Annotated in this window: 26 protein-coding genes and 1 riboswitch; of the genes, 8 read left to right on the plus strand and 18 right to left on the minus strand. The window is 66.3% G+C overall.

Going from position 1 to position 26,327, the window contains the following annotated elements; all coding sequences use genetic code 11:
* Positions 1-179 precede the first annotated feature (179 nt).
* From H4P35_RS00225 to H4P35_RS00240, 4 genes are all read left to right on the plus strand, one after another.
* Positions 180-791: an NAD(P)-dependent oxidoreductase gene (locus H4P35_RS00225; protein WP_062839340.1), complete on the plus strand. Its 612-nt coding sequence runs from the start codon at positions 180-182 to the stop codon at positions 789-791.
* A 63-nt stretch (positions 792-854) separates the two neighbouring features.
* Positions 855-1,313 carry a nuclear transport factor 2 family protein gene (locus H4P35_RS00230; protein WP_056327686.1) on the plus strand — a complete coding sequence of 153 codons (459 nt, stop codon included), beginning with the start codon at positions 855-857 and terminating at the stop codon, positions 1,311-1,313.
* A 7-nt stretch (positions 1,314-1,320) separates the two neighbouring features.
* Positions 1,321-1,884, plus strand: coding sequence for a flavin reductase family protein (locus H4P35_RS00235; RefSeq protein WP_370638947.1), 564 nt, complete (start codon positions 1,321-1,323; stop codon positions 1,882-1,884).
* A gap of 5 nt (positions 1,885-1,889) precedes the next feature.
* Entirely contained in the window at positions 1,890-2,390 is a 501-nt protein-coding gene (locus tag H4P35_RS00240) for a nucleoside 2-deoxyribosyltransferase (RefSeq protein WP_128829696.1), read from the plus strand.
* Between the two features lie 16 nt (positions 2,391-2,406).
* On the opposite strand, the gene H4P35_RS00245 is transcribed toward H4P35_RS00240, so the two are convergent.
* From H4P35_RS00245 to H4P35_RS00255, 3 genes are all read right to left on the minus strand, one after another.
* Positions 2,407-3,057 (minus strand): TetR/AcrR family transcriptional regulator, encoded by a 651-nt coding sequence (locus H4P35_RS00245; RefSeq protein WP_226847653.1) that lies wholly within the window; start codon positions 3,055-3,057, stop codon positions 2,407-2,409.
* A gap of 84 nt (positions 3,058-3,141) precedes the next feature.
* The gene (gene ribB, locus H4P35_RS00250) at positions 3,142-3,861 is read right to left on the minus strand and encodes a 3,4-dihydroxy-2-butanone-4-phosphate synthase (RefSeq protein WP_056327690.1); all 720 of its coding nucleotides are present in this window, start codon (positions 3,859-3,861) and stop codon (positions 3,142-3,144) included.
* 112 nt (positions 3,862-3,973) lie between these two features.
* A riboswitch (FMN riboswitch) is annotated at positions 3,974-4,125 on the minus strand.
* A gap of 110 nt (positions 4,126-4,235) precedes the next feature.
* A complete protein-coding gene (locus tag H4P35_RS00255) occupies positions 4,236-4,862 on the minus strand; it encodes an SET domain-containing protein (RefSeq protein ID WP_226847654.1) in 627 nt (208 codons plus the stop codon).
* Between the two features lie 106 nt (positions 4,863-4,968).
* Between H4P35_RS00255 and H4P35_RS00260 the strand changes: the two genes are divergently transcribed.
* Positions 4,969-5,889 carry a bestrophin family protein gene (locus H4P35_RS00260; RefSeq protein ID WP_226847655.1) on the plus strand — a complete coding sequence of 307 codons (921 nt, stop codon included), beginning with the start codon at positions 4,969-4,971 and terminating at the stop codon, positions 5,887-5,889.
* A gap of 22 nt (positions 5,890-5,911) precedes the next feature.
* Here the strand turns inward: H4P35_RS00260 and H4P35_RS00265 are convergent, their stop codons facing one another.
* Complete coding sequence (locus H4P35_RS00265) at positions 5,912-6,382, minus strand: Lrp/AsnC family transcriptional regulator (protein ID WP_063953553.1); 471 nt, start codon at positions 6,380-6,382, stop codon at positions 5,912-5,914.
* Positions 6,383-6,475: 93 nt separating this feature from the next.
* On the opposite strand from H4P35_RS00265, the gene ilvB reads away from it, so the two are divergent.
* Entirely contained in the window at positions 6,476-8,311 is a 1,836-nt protein-coding gene (ilvB, locus tag H4P35_RS00270) for a biosynthetic-type acetolactate synthase large subunit (RefSeq protein ID WP_226847656.1), read from the plus strand.
* Positions 8,312-8,323: 12 nt separating this feature from the next.
* Here the strand turns inward: ilvB and H4P35_RS00275 are convergent, their stop codons facing one another.
* From H4P35_RS00275 to H4P35_RS00295, 5 genes are all read right to left on the minus strand, one after another.
* Complete coding sequence (locus tag H4P35_RS00275) at positions 8,324-9,103, minus strand: SDR family oxidoreductase (RefSeq protein WP_226849419.1); 780 nt, start codon at positions 9,101-9,103, stop codon at positions 8,324-8,326.
* A 14-nt stretch (positions 9,104-9,117) separates the two neighbouring features.
* A complete protein-coding gene (locus H4P35_RS00280) occupies positions 9,118-9,963 on the minus strand; it encodes an ABC transporter permease (protein WP_108006355.1) in 846 nt (281 codons plus the stop codon).
* Positions 9,964-9,982: 19 nt separating this feature from the next.
* Positions 9,983-10,753, minus strand: coding sequence for an ABC transporter ATP-binding protein (locus tag H4P35_RS00285; RefSeq protein WP_180099854.1), 771 nt, complete (start codon positions 10,751-10,753; stop codon positions 9,983-9,985).
* Positions 10,753-11,814 carry an ABC transporter substrate-binding protein gene (locus H4P35_RS00290; RefSeq protein ID WP_226847657.1) on the minus strand — a complete coding sequence of 354 codons (1,062 nt, stop codon included), beginning with the start codon at positions 11,812-11,814 and terminating at the stop codon, positions 10,753-10,755. Before H4P35_RS00290 ends, H4P35_RS00285 begins: the two co-directional genes overlap by 1 nt.
* A gap of 119 nt (positions 11,815-11,933) precedes the next feature.
* Positions 11,934-14,585, minus strand: coding sequence for a DNA topoisomerase III (locus H4P35_RS00295; protein WP_226847658.1), 2,652 nt, complete (start codon positions 14,583-14,585; stop codon positions 11,934-11,936).
* A 62-nt stretch (positions 14,586-14,647) separates the two neighbouring features.
* Between H4P35_RS00295 and H4P35_RS00300 the strand changes: the two genes are divergently transcribed.
* Complete coding sequence (locus tag H4P35_RS00300; RefSeq protein WP_226847659.1) at positions 14,648-17,272, plus strand: GDYXXLXY domain-containing protein; 2,625 nt, start codon at positions 14,648-14,650, stop codon at positions 17,270-17,272.
* 61 nt (positions 17,273-17,333) lie between these two features.
* On the opposite strand, the gene gluQRS is transcribed toward H4P35_RS00300, so the two are convergent.
* The 4 genes from gluQRS to H4P35_RS00320 form a co-directional block, all read right to left on the minus strand.
* The gene (gluQRS, locus tag H4P35_RS00305; protein ID WP_226847660.1) at positions 17,334-18,212 is read right to left on the minus strand and encodes a tRNA glutamyl-Q(34) synthetase GluQRS; all 879 of its coding nucleotides are present in this window, start codon (positions 18,210-18,212) and stop codon (positions 17,334-17,336) included.
* A gap of 88 nt (positions 18,213-18,300) precedes the next feature.
* A complete protein-coding gene (locus H4P35_RS00310; RefSeq protein WP_056327700.1) occupies positions 18,301-18,759 on the minus strand; it encodes a DUF494 family protein in 459 nt (152 codons plus the stop codon).
* Between the two features lie 236 nt (positions 18,760-18,995).
* Positions 18,996-21,020, minus strand: coding sequence for a TRAP transporter permease (locus H4P35_RS00315; protein ID WP_056327701.1), 2,025 nt, complete (start codon positions 21,018-21,020; stop codon positions 18,996-18,998).
* 236 nt (positions 21,021-21,256) lie between these two features.
* On the minus strand, positions 21,257-22,216 hold the full coding sequence (locus tag H4P35_RS00320; RefSeq protein ID WP_056327702.1) for a TAXI family TRAP transporter solute-binding subunit: 960 nt from the start codon (positions 22,214-22,216) through the stop codon (positions 21,257-21,259).
* A gap of 265 nt (positions 22,217-22,481) precedes the next feature.
* Here H4P35_RS00320 and H4P35_RS00325 point away from each other — a divergent pair, with 265 nt between their 5' ends.
* Complete coding sequence (locus H4P35_RS00325) at positions 22,482-23,621, plus strand: DSD1 family PLP-dependent enzyme (protein WP_226847661.1); 1,140 nt, start codon at positions 22,482-22,484, stop codon at positions 23,619-23,621.
* Positions 23,622-23,769: 148 nt separating this feature from the next.
* On the opposite strand, the gene H4P35_RS00330 is transcribed toward H4P35_RS00325, so the two are convergent.
* From H4P35_RS00330 to H4P35_RS00350, 5 genes are all read right to left on the minus strand, one after another.
* Positions 23,770-23,898, minus strand: coding sequence for an entericidin A/B family lipoprotein (locus H4P35_RS00330; RefSeq protein ID WP_056327784.1), 129 nt, complete (start codon positions 23,896-23,898; stop codon positions 23,770-23,772).
* A gap of 58 nt (positions 23,899-23,956) precedes the next feature.
* The gene (locus tag H4P35_RS00335; RefSeq protein ID WP_076518134.1) at positions 23,957-24,139 is read right to left on the minus strand and encodes a CsbD family protein; all 183 of its coding nucleotides are present in this window, start codon (positions 24,137-24,139) and stop codon (positions 23,957-23,959) included.
* A 145-nt stretch (positions 24,140-24,284) separates the two neighbouring features.
* Positions 24,285-25,022 carry an amino acid ABC transporter ATP-binding protein gene (locus tag H4P35_RS00340; RefSeq protein ID WP_142052026.1) on the minus strand — a complete coding sequence of 246 codons (738 nt, stop codon included), beginning with the start codon at positions 25,020-25,022 and terminating at the stop codon, positions 24,285-24,287.
* The gene (locus tag H4P35_RS00345; RefSeq protein ID WP_063954198.1) at positions 25,003-25,659 is read right to left on the minus strand and encodes an amino acid ABC transporter permease; all 657 of its coding nucleotides are present in this window, start codon (positions 25,657-25,659) and stop codon (positions 25,003-25,005) included. Before H4P35_RS00345 ends, H4P35_RS00340 begins: the two co-directional genes overlap by 20 nt.
* Positions 25,656-26,324: an amino acid ABC transporter permease gene (locus H4P35_RS00350; RefSeq protein WP_063954197.1), complete on the minus strand. Its 669-nt coding sequence runs from the start codon at positions 26,322-26,324 to the stop codon at positions 25,656-25,658. Before H4P35_RS00350 ends, H4P35_RS00345 begins: the two co-directional genes overlap by 4 nt.
* Positions 26,325-26,327: the final 3 nt, after the last annotated feature.

Raw genomic sequence — 26,327 nt, forward strand, 5'->3', positions numbered from 1 at the left:
GTCATCTCGCGCTGCTGCCGGTTCGCACCCATTGGTGCACGGTTTGCAAAAAACTCTTCCTGGTTAGCGGGTTTTTCGTTCGGATTTGACCGAATAGTATGGCTTGGCCTGAGCCGAAGCCCGCGCTGCCGCAATCGTGCGGCGGCCGCTCCCGGCCCATCCCTTCCAGGAGCAAGACCATGAAAATCGCATTGATCGGCATTACCGGCCGCGTGGGGTCCCGCGTGGCGGACGAATTGTTAAAGCGCGGCCACCAGGTGACGGGCATCGCCCGCAACCCGGCCGACGTCAACGAGCAGCCGGGCCTGACGGTCCGCCAGGGCGATGCCACCGATCCCGAAGGCCTGACCCCGATCCTGACCGGCCATGACGCCGTCATCAGCGCCACGCGTTTCGTGTCCACCGATGCCAAGCCCCTTCTGGCCGCCGTGAAGAACGCCGGCGTGCCGCGCCTGTTGGTCGTGGGGGGCGCGGGCAGCCTGCTGGTCGCGCCCGGCAAGATGCTGATCGACACCCCCGAGTTCCCGGACGCCTACAAGCCCGAGGCGCGCGCAGGCGTCGTGTTCCTGGACACGCTGCGCCAGGAAAAGGTGCTGAACTGGACCTTCCTGTCGCCCTCGGCCATGTTCGAGCCCGGCGAGCGTACCGGATCCTTCCGCGTGGGCGACGACAACCTGCTGGCCGACGACGAGGGCAAGAGCTGGATTTCCATGGAAGACTACGCGATTGCCCTGGCCGACGAAGTCGAAACGCCGCGGCATTCGCGCCGCCGCTATACCGTCGGATACTGATCTTGCGCCGCGTTTGTTTGTAAACTGGCAGGCCGCCAGCCGGCGTCATTTGAGTAGTCCTGTATGCGTATGAAGTGGAAATCCTTGGCTGCCTGCCTGCTGGTCGCCGCCAGTTGCGTGGCGGCTGCGCCGGCGCTTGCGGCCGCGCCGCAGTCGAACAAGGAAATTGCCGTCGCGTTCTTCCGCATGATGTTCCAGGACCGCGATATCGACGAGGCGGTGCGTCTGTACGTCGGCCCGAACTACACCCAGCACAATCCGTACATGCAGGACGGTGTCGGGCCGATGGTCGACTTTTTCCCGCGCTACTTCGAGCAGCATCCGCAGGCCATCGTCGAGATCAAGCGCGTGATCGCCGAAGGCGACCTCGTCATGATCCACAACCTGTGGCGCGACTCGCCCGAAGACCGCGGCCAGGCCGTGGTCGACATCTTCCGCCTTGAAGGCGGCAAGATCGTCGAACACTGGGACGTGAGCCAGGAAATCCCCGAGAACCCCGCCAACAAGAACGGCATGTTCTAGGCTGCCCATGATCGAACCCGTCGACCTGCCCCGCGCCTATCTGCTTTTGAACCACGGCCCGACCGTGCTGGTGACCAGCGCGCACGGCGGCGCCCGCAACGTGATGGCCGCGGCCTGGGCCATGCCGCTGGACTTCAGTCCGCCCAAAATGCTGGTGGTGGTGGACAAGAACACCTGGACGCGCGAGCTCATCGAAGCCTCGGGCGAATTCGCGCTGTGCATTCCGTCGCGCGCGCAGGCGCACGCCACGCTGCAGGTGGGCTCGCACTCGGGGCGCGACGAAGACAAGTTCCAGGCCAGCGGCCTGACCACGTTTGCCGCCAGCAAGATAGGCGCGCCGCTTATCGAGGGCTGCCTCGGGTGGCTGGAATGCAAGGTCATCCCTGAACCGCACAATCAGCAGGCCTACGACCTTTTCATCGGCGAGGTCGTGGCCGCATGGGCGGCGCCGGACGTGTTCTCGGGCAACCGCTGGCACTTTCCGGCCGACGAGCGCCGTTCGGTGCATTACGTGGCCGGCGGCTCCTTCTTCGCCACCGGCGAAGCCTTCAACGTTGCCGATCCGGAGTAAGGGCCATGCGCAGCGTGTATCTGGCGGGTTTCGACGTCTTTCTGCCCGACGCCGTGGCGCACGGCGAACGGCTCAAGACGCTGTGCGCCACCTACGGTTTCGAGGGCGTGTTTCCGCTGGACAACGCGGCGCCGCCGGACCTGTCCGGACAGGCGCTGGCGCAGTGGATCTACCGCGCCAACGTCGCGCTGATCCGCCGCGCCGACATGGTGATGGCGAACCTGAATCCGTTTCGTGGCGCCGAGCCCGATTCGGGCACGGCCTTCGAGGTGGGTTACGCCATTGCCTGCGGCAAACCCGTGTGGGGCTATACCGGCCAGTCGGGCAGCCTGATCGATCAGGTGGCGGTGGGGGCGGCGGCCGACGACGGCGCATCGCGCATGGTCGACGCCCAGGGCCATACCGTCGAGGACTTCGGGCTGAGCCTTAACCTGATGCTGGCGTGCAGCGCGCGCATCGTGAATGGCGGCCCGGCGGACTGCCTGGCCAGCATGGCGCGCAGCTGACGTTGGATGCCAGCAGCTAGGCGCGCGCGGCCTTCGTCTTTTTGGCGGCGCCTGCGGGCGCGCCCAGATACCCCATCACTGCATCCACCACCGCGGCCTCCAGCTGCTTGGGCGTGAAGCCCGCCGGTGGCTCCAGCGCGGCCGCGTGCACCAGCGATTCCATGATGCGCAGGACCACGTAGGTCGCCAGATCCCGGTCCGCCTGCGCGATCTCGGCGCGGTGCAATTCCAAGAGATGCCGCATGCGGCGGTGAATGTCCTGGTCCGCGCGGCTGTGTTCGTGCGGCTGGTCAAACAGCGGAAATTCCCTTTCCAGCACGCGATGCAGCGCCGGCTCCAGCAGATGCGCGTGCAGCATGGCTTGCACGATTGCGCCCACGCGTTCGCGCAGCGTGGCCGCCGGATTGCCGTTCAACACGTCGTCGATCACATCCAGCATCTGGTTGTCGTGACGGTCATGCAGCGCGGCGATCAGCGCGTTCTTGTTGGGAAAGTACTGATACAACGAGCCCACGCTCACGCCGGCCGTTTCCGCAATCAGATTGGTGTTGGTGCCGGCATAGCCATGCGTGGCCAAAACGTGAGCCGTGGCTTGCAGGATGGTGTCGACAGTGTGCTGGGACCTGAGTTGGCGCGGCGATTTCCGGGGCTGGGGGATGACGGTCATGGGTGGGGCAAAAGGCGAGTATTCGCGCGGATTATGCCATCCGCATCGGGGCTGCGATGGCGCGGCCCCACCCATTGCGGCCGGTCAGACGGTGGCCGCCATCTCCAGGACCTCGTCGTCGATCGCTTCGGCCTGGCCGTCCTGCAGCTTTTGCAGGTGGTCGGCCAGTTCGGCGATGGTCAGCGCCACCAGGCCCTGTTCGGCGGCGTAGCGCTCCAGCGCCGCGCCGCGCATCATCGTGCCGTCGGCGTTCATCAGTTCGCACAGCACGCCTGCCGGACGCAGCCCGGCCAGCACGGCCAGGTCCACCGAGCCTTCGGTGTGGCCGCGGCGCGTCAGCACGCCGCCCGGTTGCGCGCGCAGCGGAAACACGTGGCCGGGGCTGACGATGTCGTCGGCCTGCGCGGACGGCGCGATGGCGGCGCGGATCGTGGTCACGCGGTCGACGGCGGACACGCCGGTGCTCACGCCTTCGCGCGCTTCGATCGACACGGTGAAGGCCGTGGCAAAACGGCTCTGGTTGCGCTGGACCATGGGCGGCAGTTCCAGGCGGTCCAGGGTTTCGCCGGGCAGGCAAAGGCAGACGATGCCGCTGCCGTCGCGGATGAGTTGCGCCATGACGGGCACGGTCAGCCGGTCGGCGGCCACGATCAGGTCGGCTTCGTTCTCGCGGTCAAAGTCGTCCATCAGGATGACGGGACGGCCCAGACGCAGATGATGCAGCGCGCGCTGCAAGCGGGCGGCAAAGGGCTGGGATGCCAGGCTGGGGAGGGGGGACTGCTGGGTAAAGGCAACGTTGGACATTGAAACGCTCTCGCAAAAGGATTGGGCGAAAAACGTTTCAGGGCTAATCGACAGCCGAACGCACTACGGCCAGGCGGGCGCAATCGCGCCCGGCGCAGCCGAGTATGTGCCGGCACATCTTCTCTCATCCGGACTATGACCGTCGGCCCTGGCTTCTCACCAGGTCTGCTGACCCCGGCCAAATAGCTGGCCGGGCGCTCGCGGGCTCGCCACATTGCATGGCATACCGCCGGTGGGGAATTGCACCCCGCCCTGAAGACGTACTGCATGTCGTGTTAACGACCGAATGATTGTACGCCTGTCCGCCGGACGGGATTGAATATGCTTATTGCAGTTGTGGTCTTCGGAAAGCGCGGGACTGCCCCGTGTTGCCGTCAGGCGGCTTCGGCGGCGCTGGCCTTTTTGGCCGCGGGGCCCTTATCGGTCTTGGCGGTCTTTTCGGTCTTGGTGGTCTTTTCGGCCGTGGCGGGCTTTTCGGCCTTGACGGGCTTCTCCGCCTTCTCTGCCTTGTCGGCTTTCTTCGCCTTCTTGGCGGGCAGCGCCAGCATCGTGCCGCGGCACGGCGGCGTGCCGCAGAGGCACTTGTAGCCTTCCTTCAGCGCCTTCGTGATGCGCCCATCCAGCACCAGCCCGTAGTCGTACGACAGTTCCGTGCCGCGCGCGATGTCTTGCAGCGCCACGATGTAGACGCGCTTGCCATGCTTGCCTTCCTGCGCTTCGCAGTTGGGCTGGCAGGAATGGTTGATCCAGCGCGCGTCGTTGCCTTCGTCGCCGCCGTCGATCACGCGGCCGGAGCTGAGCGCGAAGAAGAAGGTGTGGAAGGGATCGTCCGGATTGGTCGGGTGGCGGCGGTCGGCTTCCTTGGCGCTGATGCGCTTGCCGCCGTACTCGATGATGCGCGTGCCCGCGGGAATCTTGCGGGCGGCGAAGACGCCATTGCCGTGCAGCTTGGAGCGGCGGACGGCGTACCAGGGCTTGATCGGGGTGTCTTCGGTGGTCATTGAAGGTCGCGTGTGGCGTGAGACGAAACAGAATTATATCGGCGGCCTCTTTGCGCGATCACAGGCGTATAGTGAGCGCCGGCTTGTCCCTTGTTTGATATTCATCATGATCGTCCGTCCGCGGCCCTCCGCGCTGGCTTTGTTCTTTGTACTGCGCGGTTCCATCATCCCGCGCATCCTCAGCAGGATCATCGTCATCACGGTGCTCTCCTGCGTGGTGGTGTGGATGTACCACCGCCAGTTCTTCTCGCCCGCGCATCTGACCGCGGTGCCGTTCTCGCTCTTCGGGCTGGCCCTGTCCGTCTTCATGGGCTTTCGCAACAACGTCTGCTATGACCGCTGGTGGGAAGCCCGCAAGCAATGGGGCGACCTCGTCGTGCAGGCGCGCAGCCTGGCGCGCGAAAGCGCCGTGCTGCTGGCGGCCAGCACCGCCAATCCCTTGCAGGAGCGTCTGGTGCGGCGCTGCATCGGATTCGGCTACGGGCTGGCGGCGCGGCTTCGCGGGCAGGACATGGTCGAGGCGGTGCGGCCGTGGGTGCAGCTGGACGAGCTGGATTCGCTGGCCGGCTGCCGCAACGTGCCCGATGCCCTGCTCCTGGCCATCAACCGGGATCTCGCGGCTTGCCTGCGGCGCGGTGAGCTGACCGACATCCTGTACCAGGGCCTGACCCAGCGCGTGGCGCAGTGCGCCGCCATCCAGGCGGCCTGCGAGCGCATCAAGTTCACGCCCTGTCCGTTCGCCTATTCGCTGCTCCTGCATCGCACGGCGTGGCTGTTCTGCCTGCTGCTGCCCTTCGGGCTGGTGGGCACGCTGGAGTTCCTGACGCCGCTTGCGGTGACCATCGTCGCCTACACCTTCTTCGGCCTGGACGCGCTGGGCGACGAGCTGGAAGACCCCTTCGGCGCGGACGAGAATGACCTGCCGCTGTCGGCGCTGGCCCGCGTCATCGAGATCGACCTGCTCGAAGGCCTGGGCGTGCGGCCCCTGCCGGAACCGGCGGTGCCGGTGGACTACGTGCTGCGCTAAAGGAACCGGACGCGGGGTCGGCCTACACCGCCGGCCCGGTCAGCGGCAGCTTGGTTTCCTTCAGCCGGCGCAGCACAAAGCAGGACTTGCTGTGCCGGATGCCCGGGATGCGGTAGAGCTGTTCGCGCAAGAGGCGCTCGTAGTCGCGGGTGTCGCGAACGGCGATGCGGATGTAATAGTCGTAGTCGCCCGACACCAGGAAGGCCTCCAGCACCTCGGGGATCTGCGCCAGCGCGCGGCCGAATTCATACAGCGTCTCTTCGCTGTGGCTCTCCAGGGTCACGTGGACGATGACCGTGTCCATGAAACCCAGGCTGGCCGGATCGATGTCCACGGTGTACCCGCGGATGACCCCGGCGCTTTCCATGCGCTTGATGCGGTTCCAGCACGGGGTGGACGACAGGCCGACCGCCGCGCCGATGTCGTTCAGGCTGGCGCGCGCGTTGTCCTGCAGTACCTTCAAAATGGCCAAGTCGAACTTGTCGAGGTTCATTTTCTTTGATTCCTCCAAATCAAAGATGAATTTACTCCGTCCGCCCGTTATCCGTGGAAAAGAAGATAAAAATTCTTCGGTTCTACCAATAAGATGGATAGCATGAACGATCGCCTGCACCCCACCGCCGCCGCCGCACTTGCCGCCACGGAAACCGCCACCGAAACCGCCCCTGAAAACGGGGCGAAGATTCTGCTCGACACGCTGATTGCGCACGGCGTCGACACGGTCTTCGGCTATCCGGGCGGGGCCGTCCTGCCTTTGTACGACGCCCTGTACGCCGAGCCGCGCCTGCGCCACGTGCTGGTGCGCCACGAGCAGGCCGCGGTGCATGCGGCCGAGGGCTACGCCCGCACTACCGGCCGCACGGGCGTGGTGTTCGTGACCTCCGGCCCCGGCATGGCGAACACGACCTCGGGCCTGTTGGATGCCATGTGCGATTCGATCCCGGTGCTGTGCATCAGCGGCCAGGTGGCCACGGCGGCCATCGGCACCGACGCTTTCCAGGAATGCGACGCCATCGGCATTTCGCGTTCCGTCACCAAGTGGAACACCCAGATCCGCGCGGTGGACGACGTGGCCGGCGTGACGGCCCGTGCGTTTGAACTGACGCGCCAGGGCCGTCCCGGTCCGGTGCTGGTGGATTTTCCCAAGGACGTGCAGCTTGCGGTGCCGCGCGACAGCGGCGATGGCCCGGATGTGCCCTCGCAGCACAAGCTGGCCGCGCTGCGCGCGCGCCGGCAGTCGGGCAAGCTGGCGGCCAAGCTCCCGCAGTCGGCCGTGCGCCGCGCCGCCGCGCTGATTGCGCAGGCCAAGCGTCCCATCTTCTACGGCGGCGGCGGACTGGTGAACGCCGGTCCCGAGGCCTGCGAAGCGTTCACCGACCTGGTGCGCCACACCGGCGCGCCTTGCACGCTGACGTTGATGGGCCTAGGCGCGTTTCCCGCGTCCGACCCGCAATTCGTGGGCATGCTGGGCATGCACGGCACGGTCGAAGCCAACCTCGCCATGCACAATTCAGACCTCGTCGTCTGCATTGGCGCGCGCTTTGACGACCGCATCACCGGCAAGCTGTCCGAGTTCTGCCCGCACGCCCGCAAGATCCATATCGACATCGATCCCGCGTCGATCAACAAGGTGGTGCGCGTGGATGTGGCGCTGGTGGGCGACTGCCTGCCGCTGGTGCGGGCGCTGCGCGCCGAACTGGGCGATACCCCGCTGGAGCCAGCGCGCCTGGCGCCCTGGTTCAAGCGCATCGACGCCTGGCGCGCCCAGGACTGCCTGGGCTTCACGCCCGCGCCCGACGCCATCCTGCCGCAGCACCTGATGTCGCGCCTGAACGCCGCGCTGGCGGACCGCGACGCCATCGTCTCGACCGACGTGGGCCAGCATCAGATGTGGGCGGCGCAGTATCTGCGCTTTGACCGTCCGAACCGCTGGTTGACGTCTGGCGGCGCGGGCACGATGGGCTACGGCGTGCCGGCCGCCATCGGCGCGCAGGTCGCGCACCCGGACAAGACCGTGGTCTGCGTCAGCGGCGACGCGTCGGTGCTGATGAACATCCAGGAACTGTCCACCGCCATGCAGCACGAGACGCCCGTCAAGGTCGTGCTGTGCAATAACGGCTACATGGGCATGGTGCGCCAGTGGCAGGAACTGATCCACGGCGGGCGCTACAGCCACAGCTACAACGCGTCGCTGCCGGATTTCGTGGCGCTGGCGCGCGCCTTCGGCTGGGGCGCGGCGCGCGTGGATGACCCGGCCAAGCTGGACGCCGCGCTGGCCGAATGCCTGGCGCACGATGGCCCGTACTTCCTGGACGTGGCGGTCACCGCGCAGGAGAACTGCTTCCCGATGATGCCCGCCGGGCATGGCCATCAGAAGATGATGCTGGCCGAAGGCGTCTGGTATCAGGACGAGACGACTTGAGCAGGGCCGTCTTCAAAACTGAATCGACAGCCCGCCGTCCACCACCAGCACGTGACCGTTCACGTACGACGCCGCGGGTGATGCCAGAAATACGGCCGCCCCGGCGATTTCTTCCGGTTCGCCCCACCGGCCCGTCGGGTTGCGCGCCGCGATGCGCGGGCCGAATTGCGGGTCGGCCACCATATCCGCATTGGTCTCCGTGGCAAACGTCCCCGGCGCGATGGCGTTGCTGGTGATGTAATGCCCGCCGAATTCCGCCGCCAGCGCCCGCACCATCCCCGTCAGTCCCTGCTTGGCCGCCGGATACACCGCATCGCCCGCCCGCGCCAACTCCCCCACCACCGAGGTAATCGCGATCAGCCTGCCGCCGCCCTGGCGCATCATGCGCTCGGCCGCGAACTTGGCCAGCAGCATGCCGGCCACCAGATCGGTGTCGATCAGTTCGCGGATTTCAGCCGGGCTGGTGTCCTGCAGCGTCTTGCGGTTGCGCGCACCCACGTTGTTGACCAGGATGTCCAGCCGCTCGTGCTCGCGGTCGATGCGTTCGAAGGCCGCGGCCATCGCCGCGTCGTCGGCCACGTCGAACGGCAGCGGATGCGCGTCCAGGCCCGCGCCCGTCAGTTCGGCCACCGCGGCATTGACCGCATCGGCATTGCGGCCGTTGATCAGCACGCGCGCGCCGCAACCGGCCAGCGCCCGCGCGATGCAAAAGCCCAGCCCGCGGGCCGAGCCGGTCACCAGCGCCACCTGTCCCGTCAGGTCGAAATTGCGCAGATACGGAAGGGTCTTCATCTTTCGGGCCTCGCTCATTCCCGGAACTCCGGCGCCCAGTGCAAGAGCCGCCGTTCGATCCACGTCACACAATAGACCAGCGCGATGCCGACGATGGACAGCAGCGTCACGGCCGCAAACATGTCGGTGGCGTTCAGCGTCGCCAGCGCGGTGATCATCAGATATCCCATGCCCGTGGTCGAGCCCACGAACTCAGCCAGCACCACGCCGATCAGCGCAAAGCTGATGGCGTTGGGCAGCGCGGCAAAGGTCCAGGCCGCGGCTGTGGGGATGCGCACCCGCCACAGGATCTGGCGCGGCGAGCCGCCCAGCGTGCGGCAGAAATCGACAAGCTCGCGCTCCACGCTGCGCCCGCCCTTGTAGGTGTTGAAGAACACCAGGAAGAACACGACGAACCACGACGTGACCACCTTGGACGCCAGTCCCAGGCCGAAGAACATGGTGATGAGCGGGACGAACGCAATCCGCGGCATGGAATTGAACGCCACGATGAACGGATTGAACACGTCGGCCAGAAAGCGGCTGCGGCTGAGCGTCATGCCCACCACGAAGCCGCTGCCCACGCCCACCACCAGGCCGACAAGTGTGGCCTGCAGCGTCAGCCACAGGTGCGGCCAGACCGAGCGCGGCCCGGGTTGCAGCCATTCCCACAACCGCACGGCGACGCGCGAGGGCTGGCTGATGAAAAAGGGATCGAAAAGCGTGTTCTGGGTGAACCACGGAATGCGCGTGAGGATTTCCCACGAGCCCAGGATGACGGCAAGGATCAGCACCTGCCACAAGGTGATGCGCACGCGGCGCGCGGCGTTGGCACGGCGGTCCAGCCGCAACTGGTCCTGCAGGGTGTCGGCGGTATCCATCGAATTCATGACTGTCGGTTCAGGCGGCGGCGCGGAACTGCTGGCCCAGCACGCTCCAGAGGCTTTGCACGTGGGAGACGAACTGCGGCGTTTCGCGCAGCGTGAAGACGTCGCGCGGATGCGGGATCTGGATGCGCTCGTCCAGCAGCACGCGGCTGGGTGGGCCGGACAGCACCACCACGCGGTCGGACAGCAGGATGGCTTCGTCCAGGTCGTGCGTGACCATCACGATGGTCTGGCCCAGCTTGCGCCAGATCTCCATCAGCTCTCGGTGCAGGTGGGTCTTGGTGTGCGTGTCCAGCGCGCCGAAGGGCTCATCCAGCAGCAGGATGCGCGGCTCGACCGCCAGGCTCATCAACAGCGCCACGCGCCGGCGCATGCCGCCGGAGAGCTGATGCGGAAAGGCGTCCGCGAAGGCGCTCAGGTGACCCAGTTCAAGCAGTTCGGCGACACGCTTTGCGATCTGGTCGGCCGGCACGCCCTGAAACTTCAACCCCAGCGCCACGTTCTTCCTGACGCTGAACCACGGCAGCAGCGTGTCCTTCTGGAAGATGTAGCCCAGCGCGGGCGGCACCTGCCCGTCCACCACGCGGCCGTCCACCAGGATGGTCCCGGTGGTGGGCTGCAGAAAGCCCGCGATCATGTTCAAGAGCGTGCTCTTGCCGCAGCCCGACGGCCCGACGATCGACACGAATTCGCCTTCGTTGATCGTCAGGCTGACCTCGCCGACGGCGTGCGTCGTGCCCTGGCGCGACTGGTACGCCTTGCCTACCTTGTCCAGCGTGATCATCAAAGGCCCCGGGCTTTGCGCACGAAGCTCATGTTCACGCATTTGGCGTAAGGCACGGTCTTGATCTCTTCATTGGAGAACTGGCGCCCGTCGCCCATGATGGCCGTCATGCGGTTGTACGCGTCCTCGGTGATGATGTTGTCCTTCAAGAACACCGTCTCCTTGTAGACGCCCAGCGTCTTCTCGATGGCGGCGCGCGGGAAGGCGCTCAGGTAATCGTCGTAGATGACGTCGGTGATGGCGGCCGCGCTGTTGGCGGTGATGAAGTCCTGCGCCTTGACCATGGCGGTCACGAAGGCCTGCACGACCTCGGGACGCTTCTGGATGGTGTCTTCCAGCGTCAGCGCCGCGATGCCCGGCACGTCGCCGCCCATGAATTCGTTCCACGATGCTTCGGTGGTGGCGTCAAAGATCGGAACGCCCCAGCCTTCCTGGCGGGCCTGTTCCATCATGGACATGGTGGCCATGCTGGCCGCAACCGAGCCCGTCTTGAGCGCGCCCAGCATCGTCGCCAGATCGCCCAGCGGGCGGATGTCGACCTTGTCGGCCACGCCGGCCTTCTGCATCAGGTACAGCGCCATCAGCCACGTGCTGGACTGCGGCTGGGTCGCGCCCACGCGCTTGCCCGCCAGGTCCTTCAGCGACTTGATCTTGCCGCTGTCGAAGTCCTCGCGGCGCACGATGACGTTGGCGTATGTCAGCTTGCGGTCAAAGCCGAACACCAGCGCGGCGGGCTTGCCCGCGATGGTCAGTGCGGGCGCGGCAGTGGCCGCGGTGGCGCCAAAGGCGATCTGGCCGGCCGCCAGCAGTTGGTTGGTGCGCGGGCCGCTTTGCGAATTCAGGTACTCGACCTCCAGGCCGCCTTCTCCGAAGAAGCCCTTTTTCAGCGCCACGTAGCCGGCCGCGAAAAAGGGGTCGATGCTGCCCTGGCCGTAGACGACCTTGCCCAGCTTGGGCTGCGCGAAGACGACGCGCCCATTGAGCAGGCCGAAGCTGGCCAAAGCGCAAGCGCTCGCCGCCAGCACGCGGCGGCGGGTGGTGAAGTCGGAGCTACGGGTCATGTCGTCCTCGGAAGTGTCTGGGTTGCAGCTGTTTGGCGTCAACAATACCCCAGCGATTGCTGCCCAACAATGGAAAACGCCCGGTCTCCCGGGCGTTTGGTCGTGCGGCGCAGGCTGGATTACGCCGTGGTCTTCTTGGGCGCCGCCTTTTTCACGGCTTTCTTGGCCGCGGTTTTGGTGGCGGTCTTGGTGGCGGTTTTTGTGGCCGTTTTGGTTGCGGTCTTGGCGGCAGCCTTCTTGGCCGGCGCCTTCTTCGCAGCCGTCTTGGTCGCAGTCTTCGTTGCCGTCTTGGCCGGCGCGCGGGCGCGTCCGGGCTTCTCGGGACGGGGCTCGAACTCGAACCCGATCTTGCCGTCAGGCTGGCGCACCAGGAACGCCTTGAACTTGCGGTTCGTGCGGCTGGAGACAAAGCCGTCGAGCAGGTCGGTGCGGCCGTTGGTTAACAGCTTTTCCATCTGCTCGCGCGAGATCTCCTGCTGCAGGATGACCTTGCCCGACCGGAAATCGCACGACTTCTCGGGGCCCACCGACTTTTCGCAGACGTAGCTCATGCCGTGCTCGAAGACGCGCGACTGGCACTTCGGGCAGGAGCCCACCGGCGTGTGGCCGGAGAAGTCCACGGCTTCGTTGTCGTCCTCGTCGTTCTGGCCGAAGTCGAATTCCAGCTTGTATTCGTCGCTGATCCGCAGGATGGCCGCAAACGGCCGGCCCATCTTGCTGATGAAGCCTTGCAGCGGACCGATCTCTCGCTTGGCCAGGAGTTCTTCGACTTCCGGCAGCTCGAACGTGCGGCCGCCCGGGTGCTTGCCGATGGAAAAGTCGCAGGCCGTGCAGGCGTAGCGGCGGTAGTTTTCCTTGACCACCGCGCCGCACTTGGGACACGGCGTTGTCAGCGTGGCGTAGTCGCCCGGCACCGTGTCGCGCTCGTATTCCTTGGCGCGCTTGACGATCACCTGCGTCATCTGCGCGATCTCACGCATGAAGGCCTCGCGGCCCAGTCCGCCCTGCTCGATCTGCTTGAGCTTGTGCTCCCATTCGCCGGTGAGTTCGGGCGAGGTCAGTTCGGCCACGTCCAGACCCGACAGCAGCGTCATCAGCTGGCGCGCCTTGGCAGTGGGCACCAGGTCGCGGCCTTCGCGGCGCAGGTAGCTTTCGTTGAGCAGGCCTTCGATGATGGCCGCGCGGGTGGCCGGCGTGCCCAGGCCGCGCTCGGACATGGCTTCGCGCAGTTCCTCGTCGTCCACCAGCTTGCCGGCGCCTTCCATGGCCGACAGCAGCGTGCCTTCGTTAAAGCGCGCGGGCGGCTTGGTCGACAGGCCGACGGCCTCGATTTCCTCGGTGCGCACGGTCTCGCCGTCGCCCACGGGCACCAGGTTGGCGTCTTCGCCCTGCGCTTCCTTGCCGTACACGGCAAGCCAGCCGGGGTTGACCAGCACCTTGCCGTCCGTGCGGAAGCGATGCCCCTGCACTTCGGTCAGGCGCGTGGTGACGCGGTATTCCGCCGCCGGGAAGAACACGGCCAGAAAGCGCTTGAGCACCAGGTCGTAGAGCTTGGCCTCGGCTTCGCTCAGGTCGTGCGGGATCTGCAGCGTGGGGATGATCGCAAAGTGATCCGACACCTTCTTGTTGTCGAAGATGCGGCGGTTGGGTTTCACCCACTGCTGGCTGACGACGGTCTCGGCGTGGCGCGACAGGCCGCCCACGGCGTTCGAGCCGCCCTTGGCCAGCGCGCGCATGGTTTCCTGCACCGTGCTGATGTAGTCCTCGGGCAGGTAGCGCGAGTCGGTACGCGGATACGTCAGGGCCTTGTGGCGTTCGTACAGCGTCTGCGCCAGCGCCAGGGTGGTCTTGGCCGAAAAACCGAACCGGCCGTTGGCCTCGCGCTGCAGCGACGTCAGATCGTACAGGGCCGGCGACATCTGGCTGGACGGCTTGGATTCCTCGGTCACGCTGCCCGGCTGCTCGCGGCAGGCGGCGACCACGCTTTGCGCGGCGGCGGCCGACCACAGGCGCGATTCGCGCTTTTCGGGATCTTTGTCGTCTTTCTTGAATTGCGGGTCGATCCAGCGGCCTTCGTACAGGCCGGCGGCCGCCACGAAGGTGGCACGCACTTCCCAATAGTCGCGCGGCACGAAGCGGCGGATGCGCTCTTCGCGTTCGGCCACGATGGCCAGCGTGGGCGTCTGCACCCGGCCGACCGGCGTCTTGAAAAAGCCCCCGTCCTTGCTGTTGAAGGCGGTCATGGCGCGCGTGCCGTTGATGCCGACCAGCCAGTCGGCCTCGGCGCGCGAACGCGCCGCGGCTTCCAGCGGCTTCATCTGCGTGTCGTCGCGCAGGCTGGCAAAGGCCTCGCGGATGGCGGCCTGCGTCATCGACTGCAGCCACAGGCGCTGGATGGGCTTGTTCACGCCGGCGTACTGAATGATGTAGCGGAAGATCAGTTCGCCTTCACGTCCCGCGTCACAGGCGTTGATGATGGCGTCCACATCCTTGCGCTTGGCAAGCCGGACAAGCAGCTTGAGGCGTTCGGCGGACTTCTTGTCGGTCGGGCCCAATTCGAAGGCCGGCGGAATCACGGGCAGGTGCGTGAAGCTCCACTTCCCCTTGACCGGATCGTTGGGCGCGACCAAGCTGAGCAAATGGCCGATGCTTGAAGCGAGAACGTAACGTTCGCTTTCAAAATAGTCGCCCTCGCGCGCGAAGCCTCCCAAGGCGCGTGATATATCAAGGGCCACCGAGGGCTTCTCGGCAATAATCAGCGTTTTATTCATGTGTTTCCAGTGGCGGTAGTCCCGCCGTATCAGCGCGGATAATAAGATCGGAGATTCGCCAGATGCAAGTCGGCACTGAAAGGCAAGCGGGATCCGAACTGCACGCTTGGCGTCAATTTTTGGCGCGAAGCACCTTGTGGCTAGGCGTTTTGCTGCTGGGCAGCGCTGCCGTCTGCTGGGTTGCCGCCAACTGGCAGGACATGACAAAAATGCAGCGCTTTGCCGGGTTGCAGGGCCTGTTGGCCGTCTGCGCGCTGGCCGCCGCGTGGTCCGGCTTGCGCTTGCGCGCCCGGCCCGGCGTGCGGCGCAGCATCCCTGGCGCGCTGCTGGCATTGGCCGGCATTTTGCTGGGCGCCCTGCTCGCCCTATTAGGACAAACTTACCAGACGGGCGCCGATACCTGGGAACTGTTCGCGTGGTGGGCAGTGTTGCTCTTGCCCTGGGCGCTTGCCGCGGGCAGCCAGGCCGTGTGGTTGTTGTGGGCGCTGGTGCTCAATCTTGCGGTCGCGCTGTGGCTGGGCGAACGCGTCTTCACGTGGATGATGATCTTCGGCGGTCCGGGCCTGCCCAGCCTGGTCATGGCCGCATTGAACCTCGTCTTGCTGTTCGGCTGGGAAATGGCCGCGCGACGCTGGCGCGCCAGCACGGTCTTCGGGCCGCGCATCCTGGCCGCCATCGCGATCAGCGTGCTGGTGCTGGCCCTCATGTTCGGCGATTTCATCGTCGACGGCCTGGGCACCTACAACGGCGTCGCCTGGGTTGCCGCCACGCTGGGGCTCGGCCTTTACTATCAGCGCGGCCGGCGCGACCTCGTCATCCTGGCCATGCTGGCCGCCGGCGTCATCTGCGTGTCGCTGCGCGTGGTGGGCGAATGGTTGTGGCGGCTTGAGCCCGGCGCGTGGGCGGCGCTGCCGCTGGCCGCCTTGCTCATGGCCGAGGCCGTCGTGGCCGCCCGATGGCTGCGCGGCATGAGCAACGAAGCGCCGGTCCCCGTGCCGGCCGCCGACGCGGAACCGGCTGGCGCCTCGGCAGGCAATGCCGTCGATCCCGCCGAATCCAGCGCGCCCGTGGCGCAGTTGGCGCCCGCTGCCGTGCCGCGCGCCGAACCGCCCTGGTACGTGCAATGCCTGCTGGGCCTGTCCGCGTGGCTGGCCACCCTGCTCCTCTTGCTGTTCGTCGCGTTCTCCAACCTGATCACCACCGAAAGCGGCGCGCTGGTCGCCGGCCTCGTGCTCTGCGCGGTGGGCGTGGCGGTGCTGCGCAGCGATGCCGGCCCGTTCTGGCGTCAGTGCGGCACGGCCATGGCCTTCACGGGGCAGATCCTCATCATTTTCGGACTGTCCAGTTCGACCTCGTTCGCCAGCGCAAGCTTCTTCGTGCTGCTGATGGCGGCCGCGGTTTATGCGCTGGGACCCGACGTGATCCTGCGCTTTCTGAGCGGCCTGTTGATCGCGCTGGCCAGCGCCGGCCTGATCTGGCGCGGCCTGTCGCCCGACCTCATGCGGGAAGACCTGATGGACGCCTGGATCCGTTTCGACGCGACCCGGGCCACCTTCCTGTGGCTGCCCATCGGCGTCATCGGCGCATGGGCCACCGCCGTCATCTTCACCGTCAGCCACCGCGTGGGCGCGCGGCGCGGCCATGCGCTGCAGCCGCTGGCGTGGGCGTTCCTGCTGTCCGTGCAGGGCATGGTCTGGCTGGCAAGCGGCATTGCCGTCACCGAGCTGCCCGCCATCTGGCAGCTTGCGCCGCGCACCGCCGCCCTGGTCGTCGCGGGCGCGCTCTTGCCGGTGGCCGCCGCGCTGGCCGTGCTGTGGCCGCGACGCCGCCTCCTGACCGGCGGCGTCACCTGGGGCGTGCCGATCGGCCTGTTGCTGCTGGCGCTGTTCTGGCTGCCCAGTCCGGGCGTCGGCTTCGCGCTGGCGTGGCTGCTGCTGGGATTTGGCCTGAACCAGCCGCGCGTCATGGTCTTCGGCGCCGCCAGCCTGTTGGCGTACCTGGGTGTCTATTACTACCAACTGGAGTTGCCGCTGCTGCAAAAGGCGCTGTGGCTAAGCGGCGCGGCGGTGGTCCTGTTCGTGCTGCGCGCCGCGGTCTGGCTGGTGCCACGCCTGATGCGCACGCAGGCCCCGGTTCAAGCGCGTCCCCTGCCGCCGGTATCCCCGGCCCTGCGCTGGCGCACAGCGGGCATCCTGGGCGGCCTGGCGCTGGTGCTGGTCGCGGCCAACGCCGGCATCTGGGAGCGCGAAAAACTCCTGTCGTCGGGCAAGGTCGTCATCCTGGAGCTGGTGCCGGTCGATCCGCGCTCCCTCATGCAGGGCGACTACATGGCCTTGAATTTTGCGGCCGGACGCGAGGTGACGCGCCTGCGGCTGGGCGGCAACCAGAACGACGGCGAAAGTGTCATGGGCTACGAGCCGGACGGCTACGTGATGCTGACGCCGGATTCGCGCGGTGTGGCGCAGGCGGTGCGGATCCAGTCCGACGTGCACCCGCATGCCGAAACCGAAGTGCCGCTGCGCTATCGCATCCGCGGCAATGGCGTGCGCATCGTGACCAACGCGTTCTTCTTCCCGGAAGGCGAAGCGGCGCGGTATGAGGTCGCGCGCTATGGCGAACTGCGCGTGGCCGACGACGGTGAAGCGCTGCTGGTGCGGATGCTGGGGGCGGACCTGCAGCCGCTGTGAGCGGTTGCAGGGCCTTCAGGGATCAGCCGGCAGGCAACGCGCGCGGCGGCTGCGGCCGGCGTCAGCCCGGAAACCGCGCTGCCCAGCGCGCCGTGGCGTCCTGCAGGAATGGCGCGACGCCCGTGGCGGCCAACGGCGCAAAGCCCAACGCCGCCCACGCCGCCTGCAGGGCCGGCAGCGGCGCGCGCGTATCCACCGCGGGGGCGCCATTCTGCTTGGACAGCTTCAGGCCGCTGGCCGGGTCCAGAATCAACGGCACGTGCAGGTAGCGCAGCGGCGGCAGGCCCAACAGACGGCCCAGCACGCGCTGGCGCGCCGTGGAACTGAGCAGGTCGGCCCCGCGCACCACGTCCGTCACGCCCTGCGCGGCGTCGTCCACCACCACCGCCAATTGGTACGCCCATAGCCCGTCCGCCCGCCGCAGCGCGAAATCCCCCACCGCCTGCGCCACATCCTGCTCCTGCGGGCCAAGCCAACGGTCCTCGAAGCGTTCCACGCCGTCCGGCACGCGCAGCCGCCAGGCGCGGGCTTCGCGCCCCGCCGGCAGGCCGTGACGGCATGTGCCGGGGTAGGGTCTTTCGCCATCGGCGCCGGGCGCCGTCTGGCCGCGTAGCGCCGAGTCCGCAATTTCACGCCGCGTGCAGCCGCAGCCATAGATCAGGCCCTGAGCGGCAAGCGCGTCAAACGCCGCCTGGTAGGCCGCGTTGCGGTGCGACTGCCAGACGATGTCGCCATCCCAGACCAGTCCCAGGGCCTGCAGCTGGCCCATGATGACGTCCGCGGCACCCGCCACCGTGCGCGGCGTGTCCACGTCCTCGATGCGCAGCAGCCAGCGCCCGCCCTGAGCGCGCGCGTCCAGCCAGCTGGCCAGCGCGGTCGCCAGCGAGCCCGCATGCAGCGGGCCGCTGGGGCTGGGGGCAAAACGGCCGACGTAGGTCACGGGGACGGAATAAAAAGCTCAAGCCCGCGCGGCCAGGCGCGCGGGCTGAAGGGTTGAATCAGGGGGAGGGCGGATCGGGGCCGCGCGCTCAATGCAGCAGGCGCCCGCCTTCTTCGTCGAGCAGCTCTTCAAGGACCAGATTGTCGATCTCGGCTTCCTGGCTCCAGAGAACCATGAGGGCGATGATCTTGATCTTGGAGAGCGGCACGGGCGTTTCCGGCGAGGCGAGGCCCCGGTCGATCACGATTTCGCGCAGGGGCGCGGGCAACACGCCGGCCGATTCCAGGAAGGCGATGAAGCCAATGGACTCGGTGCCGAGCTGTTGGTATTCGTTCTCGGTGTAGATCCGGGTGCCGGACGAGGGCGCCTGTGCCAGATCGACGCACCGTTCGGTGGTCTCGGCCAGGCCGTACAGCCACCCGAGCGCGTCGTCGATGTCCTCGTGCTCGAAACCGGCAGCGGCAAGCCGCTTGGCGAGCACATCGGCAGCAGGACAGGCCTGAGGCGTGTAGTAATTCTCGAACAGATAGACCAGGATATCGAACATATGGCGCAGTTTGTGCCTGTTTGCACAGTCGGCCCGCATATCGGCAGACCAGCAAACATGAATTTTACTTTACGCCGATTTAATTTGCCGGGCAACCGGGGAAAAGGCGGATGTTGTAGGCCGTCACCATGCGCCCAAGACCGCCCATTTTGCGCCCAAATGCTGACAAAATGGCTGATTCAGCAAAAAGGGGCGGGCCCGATTTGGTCCGCCCCTTTTTTGATTGTGCCCGGGCGCTACACCGCCTTGGGCGCGTTCTCCAGTTTCAGACCCGCCAGCTGGCGGATGAACACCGGGATGCAGATCGCCACCCCGATGATGCCGCTAGTCAGGCCCGGGATGATCGTCAGCAGCGCGCCAAGGGTGCACAGCCAACGTTCCCAGCTCTTCATGCCCACCAGCATGTAACGCGAGAAGGCGGCCGACAGCAGCACCAGCCCGACCATGCAGCCGATCAGCGTCACGAAGAAGTCGTACCAGGTGAACCCCTGCACCGAAATCAGCAGCGACGGCGAGAACACAAACACGAAGGGCACGATGAGCTTGGTGATGCCCAGCCTGAACGCCGTGTTGCCGGTCTTGAATGGATCGCTGCCCGCCATGCCCGCCGCCGCATACGCGGCCAGCGCCACCGGGGGCGTGATGTCCGCCAGGATGCCGAAATAGAACACGAAGAAGTGCGCCGCGATGGGTTGCACGCCCAGTTGCACCAGCGTGGGGGCCGCGACGGCCACCATGATGAGGTAGTTGGCGGTGGTGGGCACGCCGCAGCCCATCAGGATGCAGACGATACCGGTCATGACCAGGGCGGCGACCAGCGTCAGCGACTGCATGTCGGTCAACGCCTCGGGCAGGAAGAATGCAGCCCCGGAGGCCAGCACCTGCGAGGCGGCGATCACGATGTACGAGATCTTGAAGCCCACGCCGGTCAGCGTCACCACGCCGATCACGATGCCCACGGTGCCGGCGGCCGCGCCGACTGCCAGCGCGTACTTCGCGCCGGTCTCGAAGGCTTCGTAGAGGTCGCGCCAGTGCAAGCGCTGGAACGGATTCAGCATGCCCACCACGATGCAGCCCGTGATGCCCGCAAAGGCCGCCAGATACGGCGTGCGGCCGCTGGCCAGAACGCCGACCAGCAGCACCAGCGGAATCAGCGTCGGCCAGCGCATCTTGAACGACTGCTTGAGCTTGGGCATTTCCTCGGGGGTCAGTCCGCGCAGGCCTTCACGCTTGGCCTCGAAGTGGACCTGCATGAACATGCCGAAGAAATACAGGAAGGCCGGGAATATGCCCGCGATCGCAATCTGCTGGTACGGAATGCCCAGGAACTCGATCATCAGGAAAGCCGCCGCGCCCATGATGGGCGGCGTGATCTGCCCGCCCGTGCTACTGGCGGCTTCCACGCCTGCCGCGAAATGCCGCGGATAGCCCACGCGGATCATCGCCGGAATGGTCAGAGACCCCACCGTCACGGCGTTGGCCACCGACGATCCGGACAGCATGCCGAACATCGCCGAGCCAAACACCGACACCTTGGCCGGCCCGCCCGCGTAGCGGCCCGCCACGGTCGAGGCCACGTCCAGGAACAGCTGGCCCAGCCCGATGCGCGTGGCCAGCACGCCGAACAGCACGAAGTGGAACACGTAGGTCGCCACCACCCCGACCGCCACGCCGTAGACGCCCTGGCTGGTCAGATACATGTGGTTCACGACCTGGGACCATGTATTGCCCGCGTGCTTGAGCAGCCCGGGGAAGTACGGCCCAAACATCGCATAGGCCATGAACACGATCGCGATGATCGGCAGCGGCCAGCCCATGGCGCGCCGCGTGGCTTCCAACAGGCCGATCAGCAGGATCGAGCCCATCAGCACGTCCTGCGGCAGCGGATTGCCCACGCGGAACGCCAGGTCCTCGAAGATGTACGGGATGTACAGCACCGAAAGCGCCAGTGCGATGGCGATGATCCAGTCGTACAGCGGAATGCCGCCCGGCGAATACCAGGTGGACTTGGGTTGGCGCTGGTAGTGCGACTTCGAAAAGCCGAAGACCAGGAAAATCAGGCTCAGCACGAAGGCCAGGTGCACGCCGCGGTGCGTCGCCTCGCGCAGCAGGCCGAAGCCTGCGGTGTAGTAGTGAAAGATCGAGAGCGTGACCAGCAGGCCCGAGACGATCCACGTAGCAGTCTTGTCCAGCGGCCGGAAGCGGATTTCCGAATCGTACTTTTCCGCCAGCTTCTGGGTTTTTTCGTGATCGATTTCCATCGCGGTAATTCTCAAGGTGATCCAGCAAGCAGGGCCGCGCAACGGCGGCCCTGCTCAGATGCGGCGCGAAAGTCATCGCCGCCGACATAAAGACCTACGCGTCCCGCCAACCTCTACAAAGGCAAGCCACACGCAAAAAGAACCGGAGCCGCCCAAGCGGGGCCGCGCGGATCCGGCTCTGCCGGTCCGCCACCGGCGCCCCTGGGGGAAGCGCCGCAGGCGCTCGGGGGGGCCTACTACTTCAGCAGACCAATCTCTTTGTAGAACTTTTCGGCCCCGGGGTGGAACGGGATGCCTGCACCCTTGGTCGCGTTTTCACGGGTGATCAGCTTGCCCTTGGCGTGGCCGGCGTCCAGCGTCTTGCGCGTGGCGTCGCTGTACAGCGCCTTGGTCACGTCGTACACCGTCTGCTCGGGGATCTTGGCCGACGTCACCATCTGCGCGTTCACCGAGATGGTCTTGACCTCGGGGATATTCTGGTACGTGTTGGCGGCAATCACGTCGGGCGTGAAGAATTCCTGCTTGGCGCGCAGTGCGTCGATTTCAGGACCCACCAGCGACACCAGTTCGATGTTGCCCGTGGAGGCCAGTTCGGCGATGGCGCCGGCCGGCGCGCCGCCCACGAAGAAGAACGCGTCCAGGCCGCCGTCCTTGAGCTTGTCGCCCGCCTGGTTGGGCTTGAGGTATTCGGCCTTCACGTCCTTGTCGGTCATGCCGTACGCGCCCAGGATCAGCCGCACGTCGACCAGCGTGCCGGAGCCCGGCTCATCCATCGACACGCGCTTGCCCTTCAGATCGGCCACGCCCTTGATGCCGGAGCCCTTGCGCGTGACAAGGTGGATGCTTTCCGGATACAGCGTGGAGATCAGACGCAGGTCCTGCGCCTTGGGCTTGCCTTCAAACGTGCCGGTGCCGCTGTAGGCCCAGAACGCCACGTCGGATTGCGTGAAACCGGCTTCGAACGACCCGCCGATGATGCCATTGATGTTGGCGACCGACCCGTTGGAGGCGACCGCCGTGGCGATCAGCTTGCCAGGCTGCGACACGGCGTTGGCGATGATGCCGCCGATCGGGTAGTACGTGCCGGCCGTGCCGCCCGTGCCGATGCGGAAGAACTGCTGGGCCTGCGCGGTGCCGGTGGCGCCCACGGCGGCGACCGCGACGGTCAGGGCGGTGATCCAATGCTTGAGTTTCATGCGAGCTTCTCCGATACGGATTTGACAGGTCTGTCGAGTGACGAGGTTCGTCTTGTCATCGCCGGCGCGGCGTGGCCGCCTGCCGGAAATGGGCCTCCCCTTGGGGGCCGTTTTCATGATGAAATTCTGTCATGCCGCCCTCTGGTAGCCAATGGTTACGGGGCTATCGTTTACCTGGGGGTGCATTGCCCCTGTGGTTATGGGTGGTCCCGCTTTGGTTATGCGTGCGCAACCCCTTAAGCAGTCAGACTACGGAGTCATCAGGATGTCCCAGGAAGTCATACGCGGCATTGCGCTGCCCCCGCCCGCACAGCCAGGCGATCCGCTGGCCCGCGTCGACACGCCCAGTCTGGTGTTGGACCTGGCGCTTTTTGAAGCCAACCTGCGCGCGATGCAGGCCTGGGCCGACCGCCACGACGTCGCCCTGCGCCCGCACGCCAAGGCGCACAAATGTCCCGAAATCGCATTGCGGCAGCTGGCGCTGGGCGCGCGCGGCATTTGCTGCCAGAAGGTCAGCGAAGCCCTGCCCTTCGTGGCCGCCGGCATCCAGGACATCCACATCAGCAACGAAGTCGTCGGTCCGGCCAAGCTGGCGCTGCTGGGTCAGCTGGCGCGCGTGGCAAAAGTGAGCGTGTGCGTGGACAACGCGCACAACCTGTTGCAGGTCTCGCAGGCCATGGTGCAGGCGGGCGCGCAGATCGACGTGCTGGTGGAAGTGGATGTCGGCCAGGGCCGCTGCGGGGTGTCCGACGACGCCCTCGTGCTGGCGCTGGCGCAGCAGGCGCGCGACCTGCCCGGTGTGAATTTTGCCGGCCTGCAGGCCTATCACGGGTCGGTGCAGCATTACCGCACCCGCGAGGAGCGCGCCGAGGTCTGCCGCCAGGCGGCGCGCATCGCGGCGTCCTACGCGCAACTGCTGCGCGAGAGCGGCATCGCCTGCGACACCATCACCGGCGGCGGCACGGGCAGCGCCGAGTTCGATGCGGCCAGCGGCGTCTATACCGAATTGCAGGCCGGCTCCTACGCTTTCATGGACGGGGACTATGGCGCCAACGAGTGGGACGGCCCCCTGGCGTTCGAGAACAGCCTGTTCGTGCTGGCCACGGTCATGAGCAAGCCGGCGCCCGACCGGGTGATCCTGGACGCGGGGCTCAAGTCCACTACGGCGGAATGCGGCCCGCCCGCCATCTTCGGCGAACCCGGGCTGACGTACACCGCCATCAATGATGAGCACGGCGTCGTGCGCGTGGAACCGGGGGCGCAGGCGCCCGACCTGGGCGCGGTGCTGCGCCTGGTGCCGTCGCACGTGGACCCCACGTTCAACCTGCATGATGGGCTGGTGGTGGTGCGCGACGGGGTGGTGGAAGATATTTGGGAAATCTCGGCGCGCGGCTTCTCGCGCTAATAAGTCCTTCTGAGGGCCGGCCAGCCGGCGCGGTGCACGGTCACAATCGACCGTTCACCCCTCACGCCCCCGTATCCCGCGTTTCGCAAGAACGAAAAAAGGCCGGCGCGCCGTCACGCGCCGACCTTTGGATACAGCCTGCAAGCGCTTACTTGGCCTGCTGCTGGATCTTTTCCCCGCCCCTTTCAATATCTTTGCCGGCACCTTCCATCGTGTTGCAACCGGCGGTCACGGCGGTAATCGCGAGCATCAGTGCAAGCCAAATACGGTGGGTCATTTTCTTCTCCTTCGGGCATTCATTGGACAGTGCGGGTCATGCCGATCGGCAGCCGCAATTACTTGTCCAGCAAGTCCCGTGCCTGATCCTTCGCTTCGCCCACATTGCGCTGCACTTTACCTTCGGCTTTCTCCACTTTTCCTTCAGCTTCGGTGCGGGTGCTGCCCGTCACCTTGCCAGCTGTTTCCTTGATCGCGCCCTTCACTTCCTTGGCGGCGCCCTTGATGCGGTCCTTGTCCATGTCATCGATCCTCAGGTTTCAGGTGGGGTGAAACCGCGCCGGGGAAACCCGGAGTCCGGCGGCGGACAAGTCCAATATAGGAACCGCGCCGCACCCGCGATAGAGGCATGCGCACCAGGACAGGTGGTGCATTTTTACCTGCGGCTCACGCCGCCAGGTTCGTCATCCCCAGGAACTGCCGCAACTCCGGCGTGGCCGGTGCCGTGAAAAGTTGTTCCGGCGGACCGATCTCGTGCACGCGGCCCTGGTGCATGAACACCACGCGATCACAGACCTCGCGCGCAAAGCGCATTTCGTGCGTCACCATCAACAGCGTCATGCCGTCGGCAGCCAGCTCGCGCACGACCGCCAGCACCTCATTGACCAGCTCCGGGTCCAGCGCCGATGTGATCTCGTCGCACAACAGCGCCAGCGGCTGCATCGCCAGCGCACGGGCAATCGCCACGCGCTGCTGCTGGCCGCCGGACAGTTCGTCCGGCCAGGCGTCGAACTTGTGGGCCAGGCCCACGCGGGTCAGCATGGCCCGGGCCATGTCCTCGGCCTCGCGTTCGGGCACCCGCTTGGCCACCATGGGCGACAGCATCACATTGCGTCCCACGGTCAGGTGCGGAAACAGGTTGAACTGCTGAAAAATCATCCCGACCTTCAGCCGCAGCGCGCGCAGGCGCAGCTCGTCGTCGCCCAACTGCGCGTCGGCCACCATGATCGCGCCGCCGTCGATCTGCTCCAGCCCGTTGATGCAACGCAGCAGCGTGCTCTTGCCCGAGCCGCTCTTGCCGATGATGGCAATGACCTCGCCGGGGTCGACGCGCAAGGTCACGCCTTTCAGGACTTCGTTGTCGCCGAATCGTTTGCGGACGTCTTCAAGGGCGATGAGGGGCATGCAACTTCCTTTCCAGCCGGAGGCTTAGGCGCGACAGGGGCCAGCACAGCGCAAAGTAGATCAGCGCGGCGCAGGCATAGACAGTGAAGGGACTGAAGGTGGCGTTGGTGATCACGGTGGCCGCCTTCGACAGTTCCGTGAAGCCGATGATGGAGGTCAGCGCCGTGCTTTTGACGATCTGCACCGCAAAGCCCACGGTCGGCGCGACCGCAATGCGCAGGGCCTGCGGCAGCACCACGTAGCGCATCTGCTGCACGTAGCCCAGCGCCAGGCTGGCCGACGCCTCCCACTGCCCCTTCGGCACGGCTTCCACGCAGCCGCGCCAGATTTCGGCCAGGAACGCGCCCGACCACAGCGTCAGCGCCGCCCCGGCGGCCAGCCACGGCGGCACCTCCACGCCGATCAGCGACAGCCCGAAAAACGCCAGGAACAGCTGCATGAGGAGCGGCGTGCCCTGAAAGAGCTCGATGTATGCCCAACTGATGCGGCGCATCGCCGCCACGCGCGACGTGCGCATCATCAGCGCCAGCAATCCCATCAGCGCCCCGCCCGCAAAGGCCGCCAGCGACAGCACGATGGTCCAGCGCGCCGCCAGCAGCAGGTTGCGCACGATGTCCCAGGTCGAGAACTCGATCATCTTGCCGCCTTGCGAAAAAGCCGCCGTCCGGTCAGGCGCAGCACCTGGCGCAGCAGCACCGCCAGCACCAGATAGATCCCGGTCGTCACGAAATACACCTCGAACGCCCGAAAGTTGCGCGACTGGATGAAGTTCGCGGCAAAGGTCAGGTCCTCGGCCGCGATCTGCGAGCACACCGCCGATCCCAGCATCACGATGACGATCTGCGAAGACAGCGCCGGCCAGATGCGCATCAGCGCCGGCTTGAGCACCACGTGCCGGAACACCTGCAGGCGCGACAGCGCCAGGCTGGCGCCGGCCTCGTACTGCCCCCGCGGCGTGGCGTCGATCCCGGCGCGGATGATCTCGGCGCTATAGGCGCCCAGGTTCAGCGCCATCGCCAGGCACGCCGCCTGCATCTCGCCCAGCTGGATGCCCAGCGACGGCAGGCCAAAAAACACGAAAAAGAGCTGGATCAGGAACGGCGTGTTCCGGATCAGCTCGATATAGGCGGTGACCGGCGCACGCAGCCACGCCGGGCCCTGCGTGCGCACCCAGGCGCAGACGATGCCCAGGGCCACGCCCGCCACCGCGCCGAACGCGATCAGTTCGATCGTGACGCCGATGCCCTTGATCAGCACCGGCGTGTACTCGAACACCGAGGAAAAGTCGTACTGGTAAGCCATGAC

The sequence above is a fragment of the Achromobacter sp. 77 genome, assembly GCF_020541125.1.
In the GTDB taxonomy this organism is placed as follows: Bacteria; Pseudomonadota; Gammaproteobacteria; order Burkholderiales; family Burkholderiaceae_B; genus Achromobacter; species Achromobacter mucicolens.

Excerpts from the sequence above, each read along its gene's own strand:
- H4P35_RS00225 (WP_062839340.1), top strand. The coding sequence starts at position 180 with ATGAAAATCGCATTGATCGGCATTACCGGCCGCGTGGGGTCCCGCGTG.
- H4P35_RS00230 (WP_056327686.1), top strand. The coding sequence starts at position 855 with ATGCGTATGAAGTGGAAATCCTTGGCTGCCTGCCTGCTGGTCGCCGCC.
- H4P35_RS00235 (WP_370638947.1), top strand. The coding sequence starts at position 1,321 with ATGATCGAACCCGTCGACCTGCCCCGCGCCTATCTGCTTTTGAACCAC.
- H4P35_RS00240 (WP_128829696.1), top strand. The coding sequence starts at position 1,890 with ATGCGCAGCGTGTATCTGGCGGGTTTCGACGTCTTTCTGCCCGACGCC.
- H4P35_RS00245 (WP_226847653.1), bottom strand. The coding sequence starts at position 3,057 with ATGACCGTCATCCCCCAGCCCCGGAAATCGCCGCGCCAACTCAGGTCC.
- ribB (WP_056327690.1), bottom strand. The coding sequence starts at position 3,861 with ATGTCCAACGTTGCCTTTACCCAGCAGTCCCCCCTCCCCAGCCTGGCA.
- H4P35_RS00255 (WP_226847654.1), bottom strand. The coding sequence starts at position 4,862 with ATGACCACCGAAGACACCCCGATCAAGCCCTGGTACGCCGTCCGCCGC.
- H4P35_RS00260 (WP_226847655.1), top strand. The coding sequence starts at position 4,969 with ATGATCGTCCGTCCGCGGCCCTCCGCGCTGGCTTTGTTCTTTGTACTG.
- H4P35_RS00265 (WP_063953553.1), bottom strand. The coding sequence starts at position 6,382 with ATGAACCTCGACAAGTTCGACTTGGCCATTTTGAAGGTACTGCAGGAC.
- ilvB (WP_226847656.1), top strand. The coding sequence starts at position 6,476 with ATGGATAGCATGAACGATCGCCTGCACCCCACCGCCGCCGCCGCACTT.
- H4P35_RS00275 (WP_226849419.1), bottom strand. The coding sequence starts at position 9,103 with ATGAAGACCCTTCCGTATCTGCGCAATTTCGACCTGACGGGACAGGTG.
- H4P35_RS00280 (WP_108006355.1), bottom strand. The coding sequence starts at position 9,963 with ATGGATACCGCCGACACCCTGCAGGACCAGTTGCGGCTGGACCGCCGT.
- H4P35_RS00285 (WP_180099854.1), bottom strand. The coding sequence starts at position 10,753 with ATGATCACGCTGGACAAGGTAGGCAAGGCGTACCAGTCGCGCCAGGGC.
- H4P35_RS00290 (WP_226847657.1), bottom strand. The coding sequence starts at position 11,814 with ATGACCCGTAGCTCCGACTTCACCACCCGCCGCCGCGTGCTGGCGGCG.
- H4P35_RS00295 (WP_226847658.1), bottom strand. The coding sequence starts at position 14,585 with ATGAATAAAACGCTGATTATTGCCGAGAAGCCCTCGGTGGCCCTTGAT.
- H4P35_RS00300 (WP_226847659.1), top strand. The coding sequence starts at position 14,648 with ATGCAAGTCGGCACTGAAAGGCAAGCGGGATCCGAACTGCACGCTTGG.
- H4P35_RS00310 (WP_056327700.1), bottom strand. The coding sequence starts at position 18,759 with ATGTTCGATATCCTGGTCTATCTGTTCGAGAATTACTACACGCCTCAG.
- H4P35_RS00315 (WP_056327701.1), bottom strand. The coding sequence starts at position 21,020 with ATGGAAATCGATCACGAAAAAACCCAGAAGCTGGCGGAAAAGTACGAT.
- H4P35_RS00320 (WP_056327702.1), bottom strand. The coding sequence starts at position 22,216 with ATGAAACTCAAGCATTGGATCACCGCCCTGACCGTCGCGGTCGCCGCC.
- H4P35_RS00325 (WP_226847661.1), top strand. The coding sequence starts at position 22,482 with ATGTCCCAGGAAGTCATACGCGGCATTGCGCTGCCCCCGCCCGCACAG.
- H4P35_RS00330 (WP_056327784.1), bottom strand. The coding sequence starts at position 23,898 with ATGACCCACCGTATTTGGCTTGCACTGATGCTCGCGATTACCGCCGTG.
- H4P35_RS00335 (WP_076518134.1), bottom strand. The coding sequence starts at position 24,139 with ATGGACAAGGACCGCATCAAGGGCGCCGCCAAGGAAGTGAAGGGCGCG.
- H4P35_RS00340 (WP_142052026.1), bottom strand. The coding sequence starts at position 25,022 with ATGCCCCTCATCGCCCTTGAAGACGTCCGCAAACGATTCGGCGACAAC.
- H4P35_RS00345 (WP_063954198.1), bottom strand. The coding sequence starts at position 25,659 with ATGATCGAGTTCTCGACCTGGGACATCGTGCGCAACCTGCTGCTGGCG.
- H4P35_RS00350 (WP_063954197.1), bottom strand. The coding sequence starts at position 26,324 with ATGGCTTACCAGTACGACTTTTCCTCGGTGTTCGAGTACACGCCGGTG.